This is a genomic window from Bradyrhizobium sp. WSM4873 (assembly GCF_055811355.1).
In genome coordinates, this window is sequence record NZ_JBVVPS010000009.1 from 18,277 (window position 1) to 32,531 (window position 14,255).

The 14,255-nt window shown below is 64.7% G+C and carries 13 protein-coding genes; 2 read left to right on the plus strand and 11 right to left on the minus strand.

Translation table 11 applies throughout. From position 1 onward, the window contains the following. Positions 1 to 4: 4 nt before the first annotated feature. Positions 5 to 1,816 (minus strand): DNA mismatch repair endonuclease MutL, encoded by a 1,812-nt coding sequence (gene mutL, locus AC0L21_RS14575; protein ID WP_473262555.1) that lies wholly within the window; start codon positions 1,814 to 1,816, stop codon positions 5 to 7. A 242-nt stretch (positions 1,817 to 2,058) separates the two neighbouring features. On the opposite strand from mutL, the gene AC0L21_RS14580 reads away from it, so the two are divergent. After that, positions 2,059 to 2,376, plus strand: coding sequence for a ribbon-helix-helix domain-containing protein (locus tag AC0L21_RS14580; RefSeq protein ID WP_018453472.1), 318 nt, complete (start codon positions 2,059 to 2,061; stop codon positions 2,374 to 2,376). A 147-nt stretch (positions 2,377 to 2,523) separates the two neighbouring features. Here AC0L21_RS14580 and AC0L21_RS14585 read toward each other — a convergent pair whose 3' ends face one another. The 4 genes from AC0L21_RS14585 to AC0L21_RS14600 are packed head-to-tail and all read right to left on the minus strand — an operon-like array spanning position 2,524 to position 5,488. Then, positions 2,524 to 4,092 carry a GMC family oxidoreductase gene (locus AC0L21_RS14585; protein WP_473262556.1) on the minus strand — a complete coding sequence of 523 codons (1,569 nt, stop codon included), beginning with the start codon at positions 4,090 to 4,092 and terminating at the stop codon, positions 2,524 to 2,526. Positions 4,093 to 4,122: 30 nt separating this feature from the next. Further along, positions 4,123 to 4,671: a gluconate 2-dehydrogenase subunit 3 family protein gene (locus AC0L21_RS14590; RefSeq protein ID WP_354061512.1), complete on the minus strand. Its 549-nt coding sequence runs from the start codon at positions 4,669 to 4,671 to the stop codon at positions 4,123 to 4,125. A 34-nt stretch (positions 4,672 to 4,705) separates the two neighbouring features. Then, on the minus strand, positions 4,706 to 5,101 hold the full coding sequence (locus AC0L21_RS14595) for a VOC family protein (RefSeq protein WP_473262557.1): 396 nt from the start codon (positions 5,099 to 5,101) through the stop codon (positions 4,706 to 4,708). Beyond that, the gene (locus AC0L21_RS14600) at positions 5,102 to 5,488 is read right to left on the minus strand and encodes a c-type cytochrome (protein ID WP_473262558.1); all 387 of its coding nucleotides are present in this window, start codon (positions 5,486 to 5,488) and stop codon (positions 5,102 to 5,104) included. Positions 5,489 to 5,792: 304 nt separating this feature from the next. On the opposite strand from AC0L21_RS14600, the gene AC0L21_RS14605 reads away from it, so the two are divergent. Continuing rightward, positions 5,793 to 6,098 carry a hypothetical protein gene (locus AC0L21_RS14605; RefSeq protein ID WP_473262559.1) on the plus strand — a complete coding sequence of 102 codons (306 nt, stop codon included), beginning with the start codon at positions 5,793 to 5,795 and terminating at the stop codon, positions 6,096 to 6,098. Between the two features lie 62 nt (positions 6,099 to 6,160). Here AC0L21_RS14605 and arfB read toward each other — a convergent pair whose 3' ends face one another. From arfB to ileS, 6 genes are all read right to left on the minus strand, one after another. Beyond that, positions 6,161 to 6,577 carry an alternative ribosome rescue aminoacyl-tRNA hydrolase ArfB gene (arfB, locus tag AC0L21_RS14610; protein ID WP_247352946.1) on the minus strand — a complete coding sequence of 139 codons (417 nt, stop codon included), beginning with the start codon at positions 6,575 to 6,577 and terminating at the stop codon, positions 6,161 to 6,163. A gap of 114 nt (positions 6,578 to 6,691) precedes the next feature. Further along, complete coding sequence (locus AC0L21_RS14615; protein WP_473262560.1) at positions 6,692 to 8,059, minus strand: M16 family metallopeptidase; 1,368 nt, start codon at positions 8,057 to 8,059, stop codon at positions 6,692 to 6,694. Beyond that, positions 8,056 to 9,450 (minus strand): M16 family metallopeptidase, encoded by a 1,395-nt coding sequence (locus AC0L21_RS14620; protein ID WP_473262561.1) that lies wholly within the window; start codon positions 9,448 to 9,450, stop codon positions 8,056 to 8,058. The genes AC0L21_RS14615 and AC0L21_RS14620 overlap by 4 nt, the downstream gene beginning before the upstream one ends. A gap of 198 nt (positions 9,451 to 9,648) precedes the next feature. Then, a complete protein-coding gene (locus AC0L21_RS14625; RefSeq protein ID WP_473262720.1) occupies positions 9,649 to 10,374 on the minus strand; it encodes a hypothetical protein in 726 nt (241 codons plus the stop codon). 97 nt (positions 10,375 to 10,471) lie between these two features. Next, entirely contained in the window at positions 10,472 to 10,966 is a 495-nt protein-coding gene (gene lspA / locus AC0L21_RS14630) for a signal peptidase II (protein WP_473262562.1), read from the minus strand. A gap of 164 nt (positions 10,967 to 11,130) precedes the next feature. Continuing rightward, positions 11,131 to 14,139, minus strand: a complete 3,009-nt coding sequence (gene ileS / locus AC0L21_RS14635; RefSeq protein WP_473262564.1) for an isoleucine--tRNA ligase — start codon at positions 14,137 to 14,139, stop codon at positions 11,131 to 11,133. Positions 14,140 to 14,255 lie beyond the last annotated feature (116 nt).

The window sequence follows — 14,255 nt, forward strand, 5'->3', positions numbered from 1 at the left end:
AAGGTCACCTTCGCCCGAACAGCTTCTCGACATCCGACAGCTTCAGCTCGACATAGGTCGGGCGGCCGTGATTGCACTGGCCGGAGTTCGGGGTGTCCTCCATCTCGCGGAGCAGGGCGTTCATCTCCTCCGGCCGCAGCCTGCGGCCGGCGCGCACCGAGCCATGGCAGGCCATGGTGGCGGCGACGTGCATCAGCCGGCGCTCCAGCGGCAGCGCCTCGTCCCACTCGGCCATGTGCTCGGAAAGATCGCGCAACAGCCCGCCCGCATTGGCCTTGCCCAGCAGCGACGGCGTCTCGCGCACCGCGACCGCGCCGGGGCCGAAGGATTCGATCGCAAGCCCAAACGACGCCAGCTCCTCGCTGCGCTCGAGCAGGCGCTCCACCGTGGCCTCGTCCATCTCGACGATCTCGGGGATCAGCAGGATCTGCCGCTGCACGCCGTTGGCAGCCAGCGAGGCTTTCAGCCGCTCGTAGACGATGCGTTCATGCGCGGCGTGCTGGTCGACGATGATCAGGCCGTCGCGGGTCTGCGAGACGATATAGGTCTCGTGGATCTGGGTGCGCGCAGCGCCGAGCGGGCGATCGACCAAGTCACTGACCGGCTGGGATTCGACCCGCACGTCCGCGCTGGGTGCGCCGACATCGAAGGCCGCTTGCGCGCGTTCGGTAAATGCCGGCACGGCGGAGCCGTCGAATGACGGCATCGGCGCGACCGGAGCGGCTGGCGACGCCCGCCAGTCCCAGCTTGCCGGGCGCTGCGTGAATGCGGGGCGGAACGACGACAGCGCGCTTCCGCCGCTGTTGGCGGCGGTGCGCCGGCCCTCCCGCGCAAGCCCGTCCTTCAATCCGTGCACGATCAGCGCGCGTACCAGGCCGGCGTTGCGAAACCGCACCTCGGTCTTGGCCGGATGCACGTTGGCGTCGACCTCGCGCGGATCGAGCGTGACGAACAGCGCCAGCACCGGATGACGGTCGCGCGGCAGATAGTCGGCATAGGCCCCGCGTACCGCCCCTAGGATCAGCTTGTCGCGCACCGGGCGGCCGTTGACGAAGAGATATTGCCCGAGCGCGTTGGCCTTGGTCAGCGCCGGCGCCGCGGCATAGCCGGCGACCACCACGCCCTCGCGCTCGGCGTGGACCTCGATGGCATGGCTGCGGAACTCCGCCCCCAGGATGTCGCCGAGACGCGTCAGGCGACCGGCGACGCCGGGCAGTGCCGCAGCCCAGGTCACCGGGGCGCGCTCTTCGCCCGCGAGCGTGAAGGCGATTTCGGGCCGCGCCATCGCGAGGCGCCGCACCACCTCGCGGATAGCTTCAGCCTCGGTCCGGTCGGTCTTCAAGAACTTCAGCCGCGCGGGCGTCGCGTAGAAGAGGTCGTTGACCTCGACCCGCGTGCCATGCGCGAGCGCGGCCGGCATGATCTCGGATTTCTCGCCGCCCTCGACATTGAGCGCCCAGGCATGCGGCTCGCCGGCGTGCCGCGTGGTGATGGCGAGCCGCGCCACGGAGCCGATCGAGGGCAGCGCCTCGCCGCGGAATCCGAGCGTGCGGATCTGGAGCAGGTCCTCGTCGTCGAGCTTGGAGGTGGCGTGACGCTCGACCGCCAGCGACAGGTCCCTGGCGGTCATGCCGCCGCCGTCGTCGGTGATGCCGATCCGCCGACGCCCGCCGCCATCGGTAAAGACGTCGATCCGGCTCGCGCCGGCATCGATGGCGTTCTCGACCAGTTCTTTGACCACGCTCGCAGGCCGTTCCACCACCTCGCCGGCGGCGATGCGGTTGACGACCTGTTCTGGCAATTGGCGGACGGGCATGAAACTGGGCTTCGACCTGGATTCGCTGACAGCGATATTCTAGGCCGTGTTGCGTCAAAAGCATGTGTTGGGCAACAGGAACATGGCGGGTTGGGGAAAAGGGCCGTCTATCGCATTGAAGGGATTGGACGTTCGAGAAAATCGCGCAACTGGATGGATCAATACCCGGCTGCCGTCCCGATTGTGGGGTGCCGGGCTGCGGTGTAGCATCGCGAAAAAAGGCAACAGGACGGGAGGACGCCATGTGCCATCTCTTCGCGCATCAGCCCCAAGGCGACTACGAATCCCAGACCCGCTCGTTGCGGATCGGTGGGCATTGCACCTCGATCCGGCTGGAAATGGCATTCTGGGACACGCTGGAGGAGATCGCGGCCAAGGAGAACATGAGCGTCGGCAAGTTCCTGACGACGCTCTACACCGAGGTGCTCGACCATCACGGCGAGGTCAACAATTTCGCTTCGTTGCTGCGCTGCTCCTGCCTGATCTACCGCTCCAAGACGGCAGCGCCGGTGCAGGCGTTCAAGACGACGGTTGCGCCCATCCTCGATGCAGCGGAATAGCCCTGATGTCGTCCTGGTGAAGGCCAGGACCCATACCGCGGAATCCATCAGCGATGGGCGGTATGAGTCCCGAACAACGAGCCTTCGCCGAACTCCTTCCCGGGGCAACGGGTCCTGGCTTTCGCCAGGACGACGAACGAGATTGGATCAAATCTCCTTCTTCTGCATCGCACCCGCAATGTAATCCGCCTGCCGGATCGCGAGCGAGACGATGGTCAGCGTCGGATTGCAGGCTGCGCCGCTGGTGAACTGGCTGCCGTCGGAGACGAACAGGTTCTTGACGTCGTGGCTCTGGCCGAACTTGTTGACCACGCCGTCTCGCGGCTTCTCGCTCATCCGGTTGGTGCCGAGATTGTGCGTGCTCGGATAGGGCGGTGTCGGATAGCTCACGGTGGCGCCGACGGCGTCGTAGACCGCCGCACCCTGCTTGTACGCGTGAGCGCGCATCGCGAGATCGTTGGGATGATCGTCGAAGTGCACGCTTGCGACCGGCTGGCCAAACTTGTCCTTCACGGTCGGATCGAGCGTGATGCGGTTGGTTTCCTGCGCCATGTCCTCGCCGACGAGCCACATACCGGCCATCCGGGGATAGCCGTCGAGCGCTGCGGTGAACGGGCGTCCCCAGGCGCCGGGGTTGAGGAACGCCGCCATGAAGGGCAGGCCGATCGACAATGTCTCCATCTCGTACCCGCCGACGAAGCCGCGCTTCGGATTATTTGCGGCCTCGTCGCGGATGATGCCGGCCATGGTGGTGCCGCGATACATGTGCACCGATTTCTCGAACACGGCGTAGACGCTGCCGGTCATGTGGCGCATGTAGTTGCGGCCGACCTGGCCTGATGAATTGCCGAGGCCGTCCGGAAACATCGTGGATGCGCTGTTCAACAGCAGCCGCGGGCTTTCGATCGAATTGCCGGCCACCGCAACGATGCGGGCCTTCTGGCGCTGCATCGCGCCAGTCTCGTCGGCGTACACCACGCCGGTGACCTTGCCGCCCGCGTCATGCTCGATCTTGACCGCCATGCTCGCGGGGCGGACCTCAAGATTGCCGGTCGCCTCGCCCTTGGGGATCTCGGTGTAGAGCGTCGACCATTTCGCGCCTGATTTGCAGCCCTGGAAGCAGAAGCCGATCTGCTGACAGGCGCCGCGGCCATCGCGCGGTTGGCTGTTGATCGCCATGTTGCCGGTATGCACGGTTTTGTATCCGAGTTTTTTCGCGCCGGCCTCCATCACCCTGAAGTTATTGTTGCCGGGAAGTCCGGGAATGCCGTTGGTGCGGGTCACGCCCATCTTGTTCTCGGCCTTGGCGTACCACGGCTCCATCTCGGCGAGCGTGACCGGCCAGTCCAGCAGGTTGGCGCCGGGAAGGTTGCCGTAGGTGCTCTTCACCTTGAACTCGTGCTCCTCGAACCGCAGCGATGCGCCGGCCCAGTGTGTGGTCGAGCCGCCGACCGCTTTGACGATCCAGGCGGGAAGACCCGAGAAGTCTTTTGCGACGCGCCATGTTCCCGATGTGGTGCGGGCATCGGTCCACGCGAGTTGGGAGAAACTCTCCCACTCGTCATTGACGAAGTCCTGATTTTCGATGCGGGGACCTGCTTCGAGAATGACGACCTTGATGCCCTTCTGTGCGAGTTCGTTGCCCAGTGTGCCGCCGCCGGCACCGGAGCCGACGATCACCACAACGCCGGAGTCGTTCAGATCGAATTTTGCCATATGCGTTCTCCTGAACCGTTGGGGTGGACGTTAAGCCTTCGGCAGCCAGTCGATGTCGGCGAAGCCGCGGTTGATGTAGCCGCCGTGCTCGGCCGAGGAGCCCTCGTAGCCGAACCGCGGCCAGACCTCTTTTTGGTTGTAGAGAGAGACGATGAGATCGCCGCGCACCTTCTGGAAGAACTCGCTCTGCTCGATCTCCTTCAGGAGCACCACGCGGTCGGCTTCCCAGGGCACTTCGGCGTAAGCCACCTTGTGGCGATCACGCGCATTCTGATCGAGCCGTGTGATGCCGTCGCTGATCAGCGACTTGACGGACGCGTCCTTCGCCGCCTTGCCGTCCCACGGCTTGATCGCGGTGATGTAGTAGCTGTCGCCGAGGACGTCGTGCGGATAAATGTCGCGCGCGACCTTCAGCAGCGTCTTCATCGTTGTGGGCGAAAGCGCACTGGTCTCGTCGGCCCATGCGCCCTCGACGCTGACGGCGACGCTGGCCGCGACTGCCGCGACCGGCACGGCGGTCGCGGCGCCCTTGAGAAAGACGCGGCGGCTGTGCTTGCTTCGTCGATCGACTTCTCTCATGGCATTCCTCCGTTGATCTTGATTTTTGATTTGGTTAGTTGAAACGTCCGCCGCGCTGGATCACCTCTATCTTGTAGCCGTCGGGGTCGCTGACGAAGAAGAAGCGCGCGAGCGTTTTGCCGTCGTGCTTGAAGTCGCGCAGCGGGCCCGGTGCGAGCTTCTGGCGCCCGAAGCGGGCATGCTCGGCATCGAGATCCTCGACCACCACGGCGAGATGTCCGTAGCCGTCGCCGAGCGCATACGGCTCCTTGCGATCGAAATTGACCGTCAGCTCCAACTCGAAGGATGAGGAGGGATGACGCAGATAGATCAGGGCAAAGTCTGCGAACTTCAGACGGTCGGTGACTTCCAGGCCAAAGGCCCGCTGGTAGAAGTCGAGCGAGCGCGCCTCGTCGAGTGCGCGGATCATGGAATGGACCGGCTTTGCCATTCAGTTCTGCTCCTTAAGAAAGGCGATGATGGCGGCGCGCGTCTCCGGCTTCGCCTGCCGGTAGACCATGACCACGCCGGGAATCACGGTTTGCGGATCGGTCAGCCAGGCGTCTAGCTTCGTCTCGTCCCAGGCGAAGGCTGCTTGTGCGAGGGGCTCTGAATAGTGAAAGCCTTCGACCTTGCCGGCGGGCCGCCCGACGATCCTGACCAGCGGCGGACCCTGCCGCACCGGTTCTGACAGGTTCATGGTGTGGCACACCGCGCATTGCTGCTTGAACAGTGTCGCGCCATCCGGCGGCTTTGCAGCCGGCAAGGGCATTTGCGCCTCGGCCACCCGCATCGCCAGCACCATCGCGGTGCACAACCCCAGCACGATCGCGCGCATCGTCAAAAGTCCGCCCATCCACGTCAATTCAGCGTGCGCAAATTCTAGGCGCGGCAAAACAAGCCGTGGTAGTAGCGGGCTGTTTCGCTGCGTGCGGAGATGCGCGCGGGCAGCGTTGTTCCGCGCTGCCGCATATGCGGAGGACAATTCCGCGAAACCGCCGTCAAATCCCTAAACGATCACCACACGAGGCAGATTGCATCGCGGTCGCGCCGTTCGAGCTCAACGCGATGGATTGGTTCGGCTCGGGCGGACGGCGCATCAAGCCGCCGAACCGATCATCGCGAAAATCCAGGAGAAATGGATGAAGTTGGTGAAGACCTCCGCAATCGCATGCGCCGTCTCGGCCCTCATTGTGACACCGGCTCTCGCGCAAGGTACGTCGTCTGGCGCCAAGTCTAGCGGCACGGTGCAAAGCAAACCCATGCAAGGCACGATGGGCAGCGGCGACGAGGAGATGAGCGCCCAGCCGGGCGCGGGAGGCGAGACGACGGGCATGAAGCCGACGAAGGGCACCAGGGGCACGGTTGGCACCACGGGCAGTGCTGCACACAAAGGGACGGCCGACGAGTCCGCGACAGGCGGTGCAGCCACGGGCAAGCGCTACTAGCCAATGGAGTGAGACGGCAGAACTCCGGTCGCCGTGCGGCCGGAGTTCTTTTGCAGTCTCTGCTAGTCGTCGAAATGCCCGCCGCGCTTCGACTTGATGTCGCTGCGGCGCTTCTTGCCCTCGAGCCGGCGCTGCTTGGAGCCAAAGGTCGGCTTTGTCGCGCGTCGCGGCTTCGGCCGGACCATGGCTTCGCCGAGCATCTCGGTAAGGCGGTCGATGGCGTCCTGGCGGTTGCGCTCCTGCGTGCGGAAGCGTTGGGCCTGGATCACGATCACGCCGTCCTTGGTCATGCGCTGCCCTGCGAGCCGGGCGAGGCGCAACGCGGCATCCTCCGGCAGCGTCAGCTTCCGGGTGTCGAAGCGCAATTGCGCCGAGGTCGCGACCTTGTTGACGTTCTGCCCGCCCGGGCCGGAGGCGCGGACAAAGCCGATCTCGATGTCGTCCTCGTCGATGACGAGATCGCGGGATATCCGCAGCATGGTGGCACCATTCGTGATGCCCGGACATATCCCGGACGCCCAAGTTCGGCAATGGCGCCCCGAAATGCAAATGGCCGGGCGAGCCCGGCCATTTCAGGAAGCGTAAGAAAGACGTCAGTTCGACTTCGTCGCCGGTGCGGCTGCCGGTTGCGCCGCGGCCTGCGGAGCGCGGCCGACGACGACGGTCAGCAGGCCCTGGCCCCAGAGGCGCCTTGCGGCCGCCTTGGCGTCGTCCATGGTGACCGCATCGACGACGGCGTTGCGCTTCTCGATATAGTCGATCGGCAGCTTGTCCTGCTGATATTGCAGCAGCGCCTGCGCGAGCTTCGAGGAGGTGTCGAGCGCCAGCATCTGCGAGCCCTTGAGGTAGGACTTGGCCTCGTCGAGCTCCTTCTGCGTCGGGCCTTCCTCGGCGATCCGGCGCACTTCCTTGTCGATCGCGTCGATAGTGTCGCCGGCGCGGTCGGCGCGGGTGCCGGTATTGCCAATGAAGACCGCCGAATGCTCCATCCAGAGCAGCGATTCGAACACCGAATAGGCCAGCCCGCGCTTCTCGCGCACCTCGCGATAGAGCCGCGAGGACAACCCGCCGCCGCCGAGGATGTGGTTGACGACATAGGCTGCCATGAAGTTCGGATCGCTGCGTTTCACCCCGGGGCCGCCGAAGGTGATCACGGTCTGGGGCACGTCGAGCGCCACGAAGGCGCGTTGCGGCGGCTTGGCGGCCTCGACGTCGGGGACCGGCACGAGGTTAGCCTTGGCGGGCAGGCTGCCAAACGTGTGGTCGAGAAGCTTTCCGAGCGAATCGGGATCCACGTCGCCAACCACCGCGATCCTGAGCGTGTCCTTGGCGAGCACGCGGGCGACATAATCCTTCATGTCGGCAACCGTGATGGTTGGAACGCTGTCGAGGTTGCCGTTGGACTGCCGGCTATAGGGATGATCGCCGAAGGCAACCTCCAGGAATTTGCGGCTCGCCAGCGAGGTCGGGTTGGTGGTCTCGCGGCGCAGGCCCGAGATTACCTGCGAGCGAATGCGTTCGACGTCGGCGGTTTCGAAATGCGGCGAGGTCAGCGCGCTTCGCAGCAGGTCGAAGGCCTCGTCTTTGTTGTCGCGCAGCATGCGCAGGCTGCCGCGGAACGTGTCGCGGGTGGCGCTGAAAGAGAGCTCGATGGCGCGGCGATCGAGCCGCTCATGGAAGGTCTTGGAATCGAGATCGCCGGAGCCTTCGTCGAGGAGATCGCCGACCAGATTGGCGACGCCCGACTTGTCCTTGGGATCCTGGGCCGAGCCGCCGGCAAAGGAATATTCCATGGCGATCAGCGGCACGGTCGCATCCTGCACGAACCAGGCTTCGATGCCGCCCGGCGAGGTCAAGTGCTGGATCTTTGCAGCCGCCTGCGACGGAGAGACGGTAGCAAGCGCGAGTGCCGCGCCGGTGGCAAAGGAGAATGCAACACGTCGAAGGAAGGGATAGGTCACGAACGCTTCTCCTCGCGCTTGGCGGCGCCGGTGTCCTTGATCAGATAGCCCGTCACCGAGCGCTTCTTCTCGAGCCATTTCTGCGCGACGGTGCGGACCTGCTCGGCGGTGACGGCGCGGATGCGATCGGGCCAGCTCCGGATGTCTTCGATCGACAGGCCTGTGGTCAATGCACCGCCATACCAGCGTGCCAGCACCGCTTGGTTGTCCTGGGCGTAGATGGCCTCGGCGATGAGCTGGGTCTTGACCCGCTCGAGATCCTCGGCACGGATCGGATTTTGCGCGATGTCGGCAATGACGCCGTCGATCACCTGCTCGACCTCGGCGAAGCTGACGCCGGATTTGGGGGAAGCCGAGATCGCGAACTGGGTCGGGTCGAGCGAGATGCTCGAATAGCTGGCGCTGGCGGAGACCGCGAGCGGCTTGTCGACCACGAGCGCGCGGTAGAGATAGGAATTGTTGCCGCTGCCCATCAGCTGCGCCAGCACGTCGAGGGCCGCGCTTTCGCCGGCTGCAGCCGTGGTCGCCGAGGGCACCAGGTAATAGCGCCGCAAACCGGGTTGCTCGACGCGCGGATCGGCCAGGGTCACGGTGCGCGGCGCCGCGGGCTCCGGCTCCTGCGGGCGGACGCGGCGCGCCGGGATCGCCGGTTGGGCCGGGATGGACCCGAAATTGCGCTCGACCAGCGGGCGGATGTCGGCGGGCTCGACGTCGCCGGCGATCACGAGGGTCGCGTTGTTCGGCGCATAGAAGCGGCGGTAGAAGGCTAGCGCATCCTCGCGATCGAGCTTCTCGATCTCCTGGTGCCAGCCGATCACCGGCCGGCCGTAGGGATGGTTGAGATAGAGCGCGGCCATGATCTGCTCGTTTAGCCGCGCGTCCGGATTGTTGGCGACGCGCATGTTGTACTCTTCGAGCACGACGTCACGCTCCGGCAGCACGTTCTCGTCCTTGAGGATCAGGCCGGTCATGCGGTCGGCCTCGAACTCCATCATCTTCGGCAGCTGCTCTTTCGGCACCCGCTGGTAGTAGTTGGTGTAGTCGACCGAGGTCGAGGCGTTCTCGTTGCCGCCGACGCGGAGCACGGTCTGGGAGAATTCGCCGACCGGATGCTTCGATGTGCCCTTGAACATCAGGTGCTCGAGGAAGTGCGCGAGCCCGGACTTGCCCGGCGTCTCGTCCGCCGAGCCGACCTTGTACCAGATCATTTCCGTGACGACGGGCGTGCGGTGGTCGGGAATCACCACGACCTGCATGCCATTAGCAAGCGTGAAGCTGGCGGGCGGAGCCGATGTCACCGTGGTCTGCGCAAGGGATGCGCCGGCCGTCAGAACACTCGTCGAAAGCAGCGCGGCAAGGAGGCGGGCAGCCGATCGGTAAGAGGACATCATGATCCTTCTGAAAGGCCGAGCCCGGATGTCCGGCTCGGAGGCACGGCATGGTACACCGTGCGGCAAACGCTTCGCGTCACGAAGCAGAGAACTCAACTCGGGCGCAAGTTACTGATAAGCAATTAAAGACCGCGTCCGGCGCGCACGAGCCGCCGGCGCGGGACCGGGTCTGTCGGGATGTCGCAAAGGGACAGGAGGCTATTGTTCCTTGTCCTTGCCGGACATGATGTCGAAATAGGTCCGCCTCGTCTTGTCCTCTCCGGCGCCATAGGCGTAGCTCGGCGACGGCGTCTGGTAGCCCGGCGGCGGCTCGACCAGTGACTGGCGCGGCGGCTCGGTCGTGAATTGCTTGGCCTCGCCTTTGTTGTTCGACATCATGCCCCACAGGCCGCCGGTGAAACCGAGCTGGGCCGGGCTGAGCGACGGATTGCCGTTGGTGCCCGGCTGAATAGGATCATTGCTCGTGCGCTCGGGTGCGGCTGTCCTGCCGACCTCCATCTCGGCGGGCGACAACGCCCGGCCTGCCTGCCAGCTCTCCGTGGCCTTGACGGCCTTCTTCCGCTGCGCGATGGCCTCCTTGCGGCGCCTCTCGTCAGGGTCCTTCGGCCAGTTCGGTGCGTTCTTGGCTTCAACGCCGGCGGGTGGCGGCAGGTCGAGCTTGGGTGGTACCACCAGCGGCGACCGCTCGCGGTATTCGATACCCTTCTTCTCCATGCTCTTGGCGCCGATGCCGGACATCAGATTGTCGATGAGCTTCTCTTCGAAGGTCATGTCGTCATCGTCCTCGCCGTCGTCGCCGGCGCGAGCGGCGCCAGCCGACATGACGAGACCGATGCCGAGCGCGACAGCGGACAATTTCAACGCCCGCCAGAACCCCTGCCGGGGGTCTCCAACCATCGAACTGCTGGTCTTCGAGCTGCGCATCACTGTACCTGTTCCAAATTGTGGCAGTTTGCCGCTCTCGCGCAGCATAATCCCTCGCAAAAGCAAGGTTCCGCCTGCCGGTCCGTATCGGCCGGGATCAGGGCGCTTTTGCGGCGGGTACCCCCAGGAAGGAATCATACAATAGCGCCGCCACGCCAGCAACGATGGCGACGTCCGCGAGGTTGAACACGTACCAATTATAGGTTTTTCCGCCGATCTCGACGTGAAACAGGGCGAAATCGACCACCGCGCCGTAGGCCAGGCGGTCGATGCCATTTCCGATGGCGCCGCCGATGATCAGGCCGAGGGCGATGGTTGCCAGCAGGGTGTGCGAGCGGGCCATCCAGATCGCCAGCGCGACCACGGCGAGGACCTTGACGGCCATCAGCGCCATTTGCGCAGCCTGGCCGTCGTTCTGGAGCCAGCCGAAGCTGATGCCGATGTTCCAGGCCAGCACCAGGTCGAAGAACGGCGTCACCTCGACCGCGCCGCGACGGGCGAGGTCGAACACGTTCAGCAGCCAGAGCTTTGAGGCCTGGTCGGCCACGAGCGTGACCAGGGCCGCGAGGATGCCGGCGCGGAGCGGGGTCATGCAGGGGAGATCTCTGTCGCCACCACAAACACCGCCGTCGTCCCGGCGAAGGCCGGGACCCATACTCCGAGGCGGAAGTTGTTTGAGGGACTCGTGGTCATCGGCCTTCGCTGCAATTGGCGGTCGTGGTTATGGGTCCCGGCCTTCGCCGGGACGACGCAGAGTTAAACGCTGACCCCCAGGGCCTTCCATTCACGCAGCGCCTTGGCGTCGCGCGGGGTGACGTCGGGGTATTCGGGGTCTTCACCCACCGCCGGCGAAATCTTCCAGGAGCGGGCGCACTTGGTGCCGACCGCCTTCTCCACCACGACTGCGACGCCTGGCACGGCATCGAGACGGAATGCGGAAGCCGGCGCCTCGCCCTCGCGCACCTCGTAGTTCGAAGTGATGCAGATCTCGGCGAGGTCGGTGTCGAACAGGGTTGCAAGCATGTCGCGGTCGGCGACATAGATGACCGGCGAGGCCTCCAGCGACGAGCCGATGTTCTTGGCGGCGCGTTCGAGCTCCAGCGCACCGGTGACGACGCGGCGGACGTTGCGGATCGCTTCCCAGTTCGCGGCGAGCGTGTCGTCGCGAAAGCTTTCGAGGTCGTCGGGAAACTGCGTCAGATGAACCGAGGGCTCGGCGTTGGGCCTGTACATGCGCCAGGCTTCCTCCGCGGTGAAGCTGAGGATCGGCGCCAGCCATTTCAGGATCGAGCTGCACAACAGATCGATCGTGGTCAGCGCCGCCTTGCGCGTCGGCGAGGACGGCGGATCGCAATACAGCGTGTCCTTGCGGATGTCGAAATAGAACGCGGAGAGCTCACTGTTCAGGAAGGCGGACAAGGTTGCGACCACGGTCTTGTAGTCGAACTCCTGATAGGCCTTGCGGACGACGGCAGCACGGACCGCGAGCTCGTGCAGCATCAGCCGTTCGAGCTCGGGCATGTCGGCGGGCGCGACTGCGTCGGCCGGCTTGTAGTGATCCAGCGTTCCCAGCATCCAGCGCACGGTGTTGCGCAGCTTGCGATAGGTCTCGATCGTGTTCTTCAGGATCTCCGGGCCGATGCGCTGGTCGTCGGCATAGTCGGTGGCGCAGACCCACAGGCGCAGGATATCCGCGCCCGAATCCTTGATCACCTTCTGCGGCTCGACGGTGTTGCCGATCGACTTCGACATCTTGCGGCCGTTCTCGTCGAGCGTGAAGCCGTGGGTGAGCACGATGTCGTAGGGCGCGCGGCCGCGCGTGCCCGCGCTTTCCAGCAGCGAGGAATGAAACCAGCCGCGATGCTGGTCGCTGCCTTCCAGATACATCACGGTGTCGTCGCCGCCATCGACCTTGCGGACGATATTGCCGAGCTGCGGGAAGTTCTGGCGATCCTCGAGCACGAAGGCATGTGTGGAGCCGGAATCGAACCAGACGTCGCAGATGTCGTCGATCTTCTTCCAGTCTTCCTTCGCGCGCGATCCAAGGAAGCGCTCGCGGGCGCCTTCCATGTACCAGGCGTCGGCGCCTTCCTCCATGAAGGCTTCAGTGATGCGCTGATTGACGATCTCGTCCTGCAAGATCTCGGCCGAGCCGTCGCTCTTCTCGCGCACGAACACGGCGATCGGAACGCCCCAGGCGCGCTGGCGCGAGATCACCCAGTCCGGACGGTTGGCGATCATGCCGTTGATGCGGTTCTCACCCGACGGCGGCACCCATTGTGTGACCGAGATCGCATGCAGCGCGCGGGCCCGCAGTGTATCGCCCTTGTTGGCATGGCCGTTCTCGCTGATGTCCTTGTCCATCGCGATGAACCATTGCGGCGTGTTGCGGAAGATCACCGGCTTCTTCGAGCGCCAGGAATGCGGATATTGGTGCTTGAGGCGGCCGCGCGCGAGCAGCTTGCCGGCCTCGATCAACGCCTTGATCACGGCTTCATTGGCATCGCCCTTCTCACCCTTGTCGTTGAGCACGCGCTTGCCGGTGAAGCCGGGGGCCTGCGCGGTATAGGCGCCGTTCTCGTCGACAGTGTAGGGGATAGCGGTCGAGATGCAGCGCTCATCGAGCTCGCGGGTATTGGCCATCCAGACGTCGAAGTCTTCGCGGCCGTGGCTCGGCGCGGTGTGCACGAATCCGGTGCCGGTATCGTCCGTAACATGCTCGCCGGCGAGCAGCGGCACGATAAACTCGTAGCCGCCATCGAGGCCGCGCAAGGGATGGGCGCACTCCACGGCGTCCAAGGTGTCGCCGGGAATGTCGCGCAGCTTCTCATAGGCCGTGACGCGCGCCTGCTTGAACACCTCTGTGGCAAGCGCGTCGGCCAGGATCAGGAGATCGCCGGTCTTCGCCCAATTGTCCGCGGCCGCATCCGTCACCTTGTAGAGGCCGTAGGCGATCTTCGGTGAGAACGAGATCGCGCGGTTGCCGGGCAGTGTCCACGGCGTGGTGGTCCAGATCACGACCGAAGCATTGGCGAGCGCACCATGGGCCGGGGACGTGACGGGAAACTTCACCCACACCATGTCGGAGGTGTAGTCCTCGTACTCGACCTCGGCCTCGGCGAGCGCGGTCTTCTCGACCACGCTCCACATCACCGGCTTGGAGCCGCGATACAGCGTCCCGTTGGCGGCGAACTTCATCAGCTCGCGGGCGATCTGCGCTTCGGCGGGATAGCTCATCGTCTGGTAGGGATGATCCCAGTCGCCGATGATGCCGAGGCGCTTGAATTCCTCGCGCTGCACGTTGATCCAGTGTGTCGCATAGGCGCGGCATTCTTTCCGGAACGCCACCATCGCAGCGGAGTCGCGGAAGTCGGGCTTCTGCTTGCCCTTGGAGCGGTAGTTCTCTTCCTCGATCTTCCATTCGATCGGCAGGCCGTGGCAGTCCCAGCCAGGCACATAGTTGGAGTCGAAGCCGAGCATCTGCTGGCTCTTGGTCACGACGTCCTTGAGGATCTTGTTCAGCGCGTGGCCGATATGGATGTTGCCATTGGCGTAGGGCGGGCCGTCATGCAGCACGAATTTGGCGCGGCCCTTGGCTTCCTGGCGCAGCTTGTCGTAAAGGCCGATGTCGTTCCAGTATTTCAGCAGCTCCGGCTCGCGCTGCGGCAGGCCGGCGCGCATCGGGAATTCGGTCTGTGGCAGGAACAGGGTTTTCGAATAGTCTTTGGCTTCGGATTTTTGGGACTTTTGTGGCTTGTCGGACATGAGGCTGACTGGCTCGGAAGGGCGCGGGAACGGATGGCGATGCGGAATCGCGGGTGAAACGACAACATCCCGGTCTTGCGCCGAGCCGAAGGCTCAGGCGGAAGCCGGGCCGCTAA

Bases quoted from the DNA above. Each gene is read 5' to 3' on its own strand.
- mutL (WP_473262555.1), bottom strand. From the start codon at position 1,816: ATGCCCGTCCGCCAATTGCCAGAACAGGTCGTCAACCGCATCGCCGCC.
- AC0L21_RS14580 (WP_018453472.1), top strand. From the start codon at position 2,059: ATGTGCCATCTCTTCGCGCATCAGCCCCAAGGCGACTACGAATCCCAG.
- AC0L21_RS14585 (WP_473262556.1), bottom strand. From the start codon at position 4,092: ATGGCAAAATTCGATCTGAACGACTCCGGCGTTGTGGTGATCGTCGGC.
- AC0L21_RS14590 (WP_354061512.1), bottom strand. From the start codon at position 4,671: ATGAGAGAAGTCGATCGACGAAGCAAGCACAGCCGCCGCGTCTTTCTC.
- AC0L21_RS14595 (WP_473262557.1), bottom strand. From the start codon at position 5,101: ATGGCAAAGCCGGTCCATTCCATGATCCGCGCACTCGACGAGGCGCGC.
- AC0L21_RS14600 (WP_473262558.1), bottom strand. From the start codon at position 5,488: ATGCGCGCGATCGTGCTGGGGTTGTGCACCGCGATGGTGCTGGCGATG.
- AC0L21_RS14605 (WP_473262559.1), top strand. From the start codon at position 5,793: ATGAAGTTGGTGAAGACCTCCGCAATCGCATGCGCCGTCTCGGCCCTC.
- arfB (WP_247352946.1), bottom strand. From the start codon at position 6,577: ATGCTGCGGATATCCCGCGATCTCGTCATCGACGAGGACGACATCGAG.
- AC0L21_RS14620 (WP_473262561.1), bottom strand. From the start codon at position 9,450: ATGATGTCCTCTTACCGATCGGCTGCCCGCCTCCTTGCCGCGCTGCTT.
- AC0L21_RS14625 (WP_473262720.1), bottom strand. From the start codon at position 10,374: ATGCGCAGCTCGAAGACCAGCAGTTCGATGGTTGGAGACCCCCGGCAG.
- lspA (WP_473262562.1), bottom strand. From the start codon at position 10,966: ATGACCCCGCTCCGCGCCGGCATCCTCGCGGCCCTGGTCACGCTCGTG.
- ileS (WP_473262564.1), bottom strand. From the start codon at position 14,139: ATGTCCGACAAGCCACAAAAGTCCCAAAAATCCGAAGCCAAAGACTAT.